Source organism: Streptomyces sp. NH27, from assembly GCF_056859195.1.
In genome coordinates this window covers 1-6,237 of the sequence record NZ_JACEGK010000473.1, presented here as the reverse complement: position 1 = coordinate 6,237, position 6,237 = coordinate 1, and the positions used below count along the sequence as shown (strand labels likewise).

5 protein-coding genes are annotated in these 6,237 nt (G+C 73.3%); all 5 read left to right on the top strand.

Annotated features, from left to right (window positions below; genetic code table 11):
- Positions 1-1,105: S1C family serine protease (locus AC13HU_RS29610; protein WP_483045044.1), on the top strand; the 1,105-nt coding region annotated here is incomplete at its 5' end.
- 235 nt (positions 1,106-1,340) lie between these two features.
- A complete protein-coding gene (locus AC13HU_RS29605; RefSeq protein ID WP_483045043.1) occupies positions 1,341-2,084 on the top strand; it encodes a response regulator transcription factor in 744 nt (247 codons plus the stop codon).
- Positions 2,081-3,583 (top strand): sensor histidine kinase, encoded by a 1,503-nt coding sequence (locus tag AC13HU_RS29600; RefSeq protein ID WP_483045042.1) that lies wholly within the window; start codon positions 2,081-2,083, stop codon positions 3,581-3,583. Before AC13HU_RS29605 ends, AC13HU_RS29600 begins: the two co-directional genes overlap by 4 nt.
- A gap of 116 nt (positions 3,584-3,699) precedes the next feature.
- Positions 3,700-4,896, top strand: coding sequence for an MFS transporter (locus AC13HU_RS29595; protein ID WP_483045041.1), 1,197 nt, complete (start codon positions 3,700-3,702; stop codon positions 4,894-4,896).
- The gene (gene mshD / locus AC13HU_RS29590; protein WP_483045040.1) at positions 4,893-5,822 is read left to right on the top strand and encodes a mycothiol synthase; all 930 of its coding nucleotides are present in this window, start codon (positions 4,893-4,895) and stop codon (positions 5,820-5,822) included. Before AC13HU_RS29595 ends, mshD begins: the two co-directional genes overlap by 4 nt.
- The last annotated feature ends 415 nt before the right edge of the window (positions 5,823-6,237 follow it).

Genomic DNA, 6,237 nt, shown 5'->3' with positions numbered 1-6,237 from the left:
CTCCGGGGGCGGCTACCAGGACCCGTACTACGGCGGCGGCGACCCCGGGCACACCGTGATCCAGGGTTCGGTGGTTCCCCCGGCCCCCGAGACCGCGACCGGCGCCGGCGGCTACCCGCCGCCGCCCGCGTACCAGGCCGGCTACGCGGCCATGGGCGCCGCGCCCGTCCCGCACCGGCGCCGCAGGATGAGCCGGCCGTTCGCGCTCGCCGCGGCGGTGGCGCTGGCCGCGGGCGTGATCGGCGGCGGCGCCGGCGCGCTGATCGGGCACGCGACCGACGACTCCGGCAACAGCGTGGCGTCCGCCGCCGCGGTCAACGCCTCCGCCGTGGACGGCAGCGTGGCCGGCGTGTACAAGGCGGTCAACCCGAGCGTGGTGGAGATCAACGCGACCCTCAGCGACGGCAAGTCGACCGGCGCGGGCGTCATCATCACCTCCAACGGCCAGATCGTCACCAACAACCACGTGATCGCGGGCGCCGAGAGCATCTCGGTCGGCTACAGCAACGGCAAGACCGCGTCCGCGTCGGTGGTCGGCACCGACGCGAAGAAGGACCTCGCGCTGATCAAGGTGAACGGCGCGAGCGGGCTGCCCGCGGCGGTCCTCGGCGACTCCTCCGGGCTCGCGGTCGGCGACCAGGTCGTGGCGATCGGCTCGCCCGAGGGCCTCAGCGACACCGTGACCAGCGGAATCGTCTCCTCGCTCAACCGCGATGTGACCGTGCCGGTCGAGGAGGGCCAGAGCCAGAGCCAAGGCCAGGGCCAGGGCCAGCAGGGCTACGGCTACGGCGGCGGCAGCGGGGGCGGCAGCGACCAGTGGCCGTTCTCCTTCGGCGGCAACCAGTACAACGGCAGCACCGGCAACAGCACGACCACGTACAAGGCGATCCAGACCGACGCGTCGCTCAACCCGGGCAACTCCGGGGGTGCGCTGATCAACATGAGCGGGCAGATCATCGGCATCAACTCGGCGATGTACTCCAGCTCCTCCGACAGCAGCTCCTCCTCGTCGAGCGCCGGCAGCGTGGGGCTCGGGTTCGCGATCCCGATCAACACGGTGAAGTCCGACCTGACGCACCTGCGGGCCGGCGGGGACCAGAGCTGAGTGGGTGCTCGCCGTGGCCGCCGGACCGTCCCCCGGTGGCCGGTCGCCCGCACGGTTCTCCCCCTGGCTTCGCCTGGGTGGGGGTGCCCCCGGCGAAGCCAGGGGGAGTGCCCCCGCACCCTTGGGCAGGTGCGGCTCCTCGCGAAACGAGGGCCACCACCCTGCGGGCGCGGGGAAACTGAGGGCGACATGCGACGCTGGGGACATCCAAGACGGGTCATGAGGTAGGAAACGGATGAGCAACGGGGAGAGCGGCGAGGCGCCCGCGCGGGTGCTGATCGTGGACGACGAGCCGGCCGTACGGGAGGCGCTGCGCCGCAGCCTGGCGTTCGAGGGGTACGACACCGCGCTGGCCGCCGACGGGCTCGCCGCGCTGGAGCAGGCGGACAGCTACCGCCCCGACGCGATCGTGCTGGACGTGCTGATGCCGCGGATGGACGGTCTGACCACGGCACGGCGGCTGCGGTCGAGCGGTGTGACCACGCCGATCCTGATGCTCACCGCACGGGACACCGTCGGCGACCGCGTCACCGGCCTGGACGCGGGCGCGGACGACTACCTCGTCAAGCCGTTCGAGCTGGACGAGTTGCTCGCCCGGCTGCGCGCGCTGCTGCGCCGCAGTTCGTACGCGACCGCGCACGGCCAGGCCGACGACGCCGCCCCGAACGCGCTCACCTTCGCCGACCTGCGGATGGACACGGCCACCCGCGAGGTCACCCGGGCCGGGCAGCAGGTGGAGCTGACCCGCACCGAGTACACGCTGCTCGAACTGTTCCTGACCCACCCGCGCCAGGTGCTGACCCGGGAGCAGATCCTCAAGTCGGTGTGGGGCTTCGACTTCGAGCCGTCCTCCAACTCGCTCGACGTGTACGTGATGTACCTGCGCCGCAAGACCGAGGCCGGCGGCATGCCGCGGCTGGTGCACACCGTGCGCGGCGTCGGCTACGTGCTGCGCGCCCTCGACGGCGGGCACGCGTGAACCGCCTTCCCCTGCGTTCCCGGCTCACCATCCTGACGGCGGCCGCGGTGCTCGTCGCGGTCGCGCTGGCCGCGCTGGCCTGCTGGCTGATCACGCGGAACGAGCTGAACTCGCAGCTCGACAAGTCCCTGGACCAGGGGCAGGAACTCGCGTTGCAGCAGCTACGGGCCCACCCGCGGGTGACCTGCGGGGACCAGGCATCCAGCACGAGTTCGGGTAGTGACCAGTTCGGGATCAACCCCTCGAACATCCTGGCGCAGCTCGTGCTCGCCGACGGCACGGTCTGCTCGGTCACCGGTTCGGGCACCTTCCCGACCACCGGCGCCGACCGGGCCCAGGTGCTCCCGCCCGGTGTCCCGCCCAGGTCGGTGACGCACACCGTGCGGGTCGACGGCCACGACTTCCGGGTGCGCACCACCAGCACCGGCCGGACGCTGCAGATCTCCGACGGGAGCTACCAGCCCTTCGCCCTGTCCGTCGCCCGCCCGCTCAGCGACGTCACCGGTCCGCTCACCACCCTCGCCTGGGTGCTGCTCGCCGTCACCGGGATCGGTGCGGTCGGCGCGGCCAGCGCGGGTCTGCTCATCGCGCAGACCGGGCTGCGGCCCGTGGACACCCTCACCCAGACCGTGGAACACATCGCGCGGACCGAGGATCTGAACGTCCGTATCCCGGTCGAGGGGCAGGACGAGATCGCCCGGCTGTCCGCGTCGTTCAACTCGATGACGGCCGCGCTGGCGTCGTCGCGGGACCGTCAGCAGCAGCTCATCGCGGACGCGGGGCACGAGCTGCGGACGCCGCTGACCAGCCTGCGGACGAACATCGAGCTGCTGGAGCGCAGCGAGGCGACCGGGCGGCCGATCCCGCCGGAGGACCGCAAGGCGCTGCTGGCGTCGGTGAAGGCGCAGATGACGGAGCTGGCCTCGCTGATCGGGGACCTCCAGGAGCTGTCCCGGCCGGACGCGGGGCCGACGCTCCAGGTGGTGGCGCTGCACGAGGTGACGGAGACGGCGCTGGCCCGGGCCCGGCTGCGCGGCCCCGACCTGAAGATCGTCGCGGACGTGGCGCCGTGGTTCGTCCGCTCGGAGGCGGCCGGGCTGGAGCGGGCGATCGTGAACCTGATGGACAACGCGGTGAAGTTCTCCCCGCCCGGCGGGGAGATCGAAGTACGGCTGCGCGGCGGACTGCTGACGGTGCGGGACCACGGCCCGGGCATTCCGGCGGAGGACCTGCCGCACGTGTTCGAGCGGTTCTGGCGCTCGCCGTCGGCACGGTCACTGCCGGGCAGCGGCCTGGGGCTGTCGATCGTGGCCCGCACCGCGCAGCAGGCCGGCGGCGAGGTGTCGCTCTCCCCGGCACCGGGCGGCGGCACGCTGGCGGCGCTGCGGCTGCCAGGCGCACCGACGGCTCCGCCGGACCTCCCGCCGGACTCCAGGCCGCCCGGCTCCAGGCCGCCCGATGCCCCGCCGTCCAATTACCCGCCGTCCAGCGGGATTTGAGGCACCGCCGGGGGCGCGGCGCCCCCATGAGCCAGTCTCACCATTCGGAATACTCTGTCTCACCCTTCGGCGAGCCGACATAGTTGGGTGCACCACCTACCGAGGAGGTGCACCCCATGCGCCGCTGGCTGATGCTGGCCCTGGGAACCGCGGCCCAAACGGCCGCCTGCGCGTTCGTCTACGGCATCCCGTACCTCGCCGACAGCCTGCGCAAGCAGGAGCACCTGTCGCTGACCGAGGTCGGCCTGCTCGTCGCGGCGCCCACCACCGGCCTCGTGCTCGCCCTGTACCTGTGGGGCGCCGCGGCCGACCGCTGGGGCGAGCGGGTGGTGATCGCCTGCGGCCTGGGGCTGGCCGCGGGCTCCCTCGCGCTGGCCGCGTGGGCCGCGCACGGCACGCTCGCCCTGGGGTTGCTGCTGGTGCTGGCCGGCGCCGCGGGCGCCTCGGTGTACTCCGCCAGCGGCCGGCTGGTGATGGGCTGGTTCGCCGCGAAGGAACGCGGCCTGGCGATGGGCATCCGGCAGACGTCGACACCGCTGGGCATGGGCGTGGCCGCGCTGGCGATGCCGCCGCTGTCGGACGCGCACGGCCTGCCCGGCGCGATCGGCTTCCTCGCGGTGACCTGCGGGGTGATCGCCGTCCTGATCGCGCTGTTCGCCGCCGACCCGGCCCGTACCGCGAAGGCGGCGGCCGAACCCGCGCCGAACCCGTACCGCGGCTCCAACGTGCTGTGGCGCATCCACGGCTCGGCGGCGCTGCTGGTGATCCCGCAGTTCACCGCGGGGGCGTTCGCGCTGGTGCTGCTGGTCGACGTGCGCGGCTGGTCGTCGGTGCACGCCGGGCAGCTCATCGCCGTCGCCCAGGGGCTGGGCGCACTCTCCCGCATCCTGGTCGGCCGCTGGTCCGACACGGTCGGTGAGCGGATGCGCCCGATGCGGCAGCTCGCCGTGGTCACCGCCGCGGTGATCGGCGCCACCGCGCTGACCACCGCCTTCCCGTCGCCGCTCACTCCCGTCCTGCTGGTCATCGCCATCGCGATCTCGTCCAGCACCAACGGGCTGTCCTTCACCTCCACCGCCGAGCGGGCCGGGCCGGCCTGGTCCGGCCGGGCGCTCGGCGTGCACAACACCGGGCAGAACCTGACCGCCGCCGTGGTGCCCCCGGCGATGGCCGCGCTGATCTCGGCGACCGCCTACTGGCCGGGCTTCGTGCTGGCCGCCGCGACCGCCTGCGTGTCGGCCGCGATCATCCCGGTACGGCCACAGGTGGCAGCGCAGGACGACCCGGAGCCGCGCCGTACGATCACGGCATGAGCGACCGCCGCATCGAGACACTCACCGACCTGCCCGCCGACGCCGGCCGGGCCGTCCTCGAACTGATCGAGGCAGCCGCCGCCGAGGACGGCCAGCCTGCCGTGTCGGAGCAGGGCCGGCTGCACGTCCGCAAGGCCGGGCGGCCCGGCGTACGACACCTGCTGCTGTGGACGCCGGGGCCGGACGGCGCGCCGGCCGAGGAGCTGACCGGCTACGGGCAGATCGACGGCACCGACCCGGTGGAGGCGCCGGCCGCGGAGTTCGTGGTGCACCCGCTGCGCCGCTCGCACGGCCACGGGCAGGCGCTGGCCGCGGAGCTGCTCGCCGCCACCGGCCGGCGGCTGCGGGTGTGGGCGCACGGCGGGCACCCCGCCGCCCGGCACCTCGCCCTGCGGCTCGGCATGAAGCTCTTCCGCGAGCTGCGGCAGATGCGCCGCCCGCTCGACCCGGAACTGACCGGCGTGCCCGAGCCCCGGCTGCCCGAGGGCGTCACCGTCCGCACCTTCGTGCCCGGCCAGGACGAGGCGGCCTGGCTCGCGGTCAACGCGGCGGCCTTCGCCCACCACCCCGAGCAGGGCGGCATCACCCGCGCCGACCTCGACGATCGCATCACCGAGTCCTGGTTCGACCCGGCCGGTTTCTTCCTCGCCTTCCGCGGCTTTGAGCCGGTCGGCTTCCACTGGACGAAGGTGCACGCGGCCGAGGGGCTCGGCGAGGTCTACGTGGTCGGGGTCGCCCCGGGTGAGCAGGGCAGCGGTCTCGGCCGCGCCCTGACCGCGATCGGCCTGCGCCACCTCGCCCTCGATCGTGGCCTCTCCACCGCCATGCTCTACGTCGACGCCGACAACGCACCCGCCGTCGCCGTCTACGAACGTCTCGGCTTCACCACCCACGAAACCGACCTCATGTACCGCACCGAGAACTAGGGCACCCCGACCCCCTGGACGGTGCACCTCTTCTGCGGCGACCAGCCACAAACAGGGGCGCGGGGAACTGCGCGCCCAACAGCCCACCCACCGAAGATCCGGCAGACCCCCGCAGCAGCAGCCCGAGCGGTCGTCCAGCGCGACGAAGCACCAGGCAGAGCCTGCACACCCGGGCCGCTGTAAGAAGTGAGGGTCTTTTCGCGGAAGAGCCGCACATACTCAGGGGCGCGGGGAACTCCCCCAGAGGGGGTACCCCCAGCGCCCAACCGTCCACCGGCAGGTGGTCCCTGAACCGACAGAACCACCCACCCCGGAGGGTCAGGGCACCCTCGCTGGAAGCGTCCCGCTTGCCTGACGGCAATGCTCTCTTCACCGGTCATTCAACCGCGCTTGCGAACATCGCGGGGTGCAGCCC

Excerpts from the sequence above, each read along its gene's own strand:
- AC13HU_RS29605 (WP_483045043.1), top strand. The coding sequence starts at position 1,341 with ATGAGCAACGGGGAGAGCGGCGAGGCGCCCGCGCGGGTGCTGATCGTG.
- AC13HU_RS29595 (WP_483045041.1), top strand. The coding sequence starts at position 3,700 with ATGCGCCGCTGGCTGATGCTGGCCCTGGGAACCGCGGCCCAAACGGCC.
- mshD (WP_483045040.1), top strand. The coding sequence starts at position 4,893 with ATGAGCGACCGCCGCATCGAGACACTCACCGACCTGCCCGCCGACGCC.